Genomic DNA, 304 nt, shown 5'->3' on the forward strand with positions numbered 1-304 from the left:
CACCGAAAAGGATAATGATTTACTTGAATTTGTACAAAATGTGGTGACGACATCAAACTTAAATCAAAATATTTGGTCTGCAGTTGTTCAGCATCAAGTAGACTGTGGTGTTGCTTATCGTATTCGAAGAGATGCAAAAGGAACTTGGTTTGAATGGAAGCCAGCAGACCTTTATTTCGAGCATGAGGATGGTTTAGGGGCTGACGTCTCTTGGGTTGAAACTCGTGGAGAAAATAAATATTTACGTGTTGAACGACAAAGGATCGCACAAGACCAATTGCTCAAAACGCAGTTGGTTTTTTTG

Annotated in this window: 1 pseudogene; it reads left to right on the forward strand. The window is 39.5% G+C overall.

Annotated elements, in window-relative coordinates:
• Positions 1-304, forward strand: a pseudogene (locus tag PZE06_RS27875) (hypothetical protein); the annotation flags it as partial.

The organism is Robertmurraya sp. DFI.2.37, from assembly GCF_029211245.1.
GTDB lineage: Bacteria > Bacillota > Bacilli > Bacillales > Cytobacillaceae > Robertmurraya > Robertmurraya methanolica_A.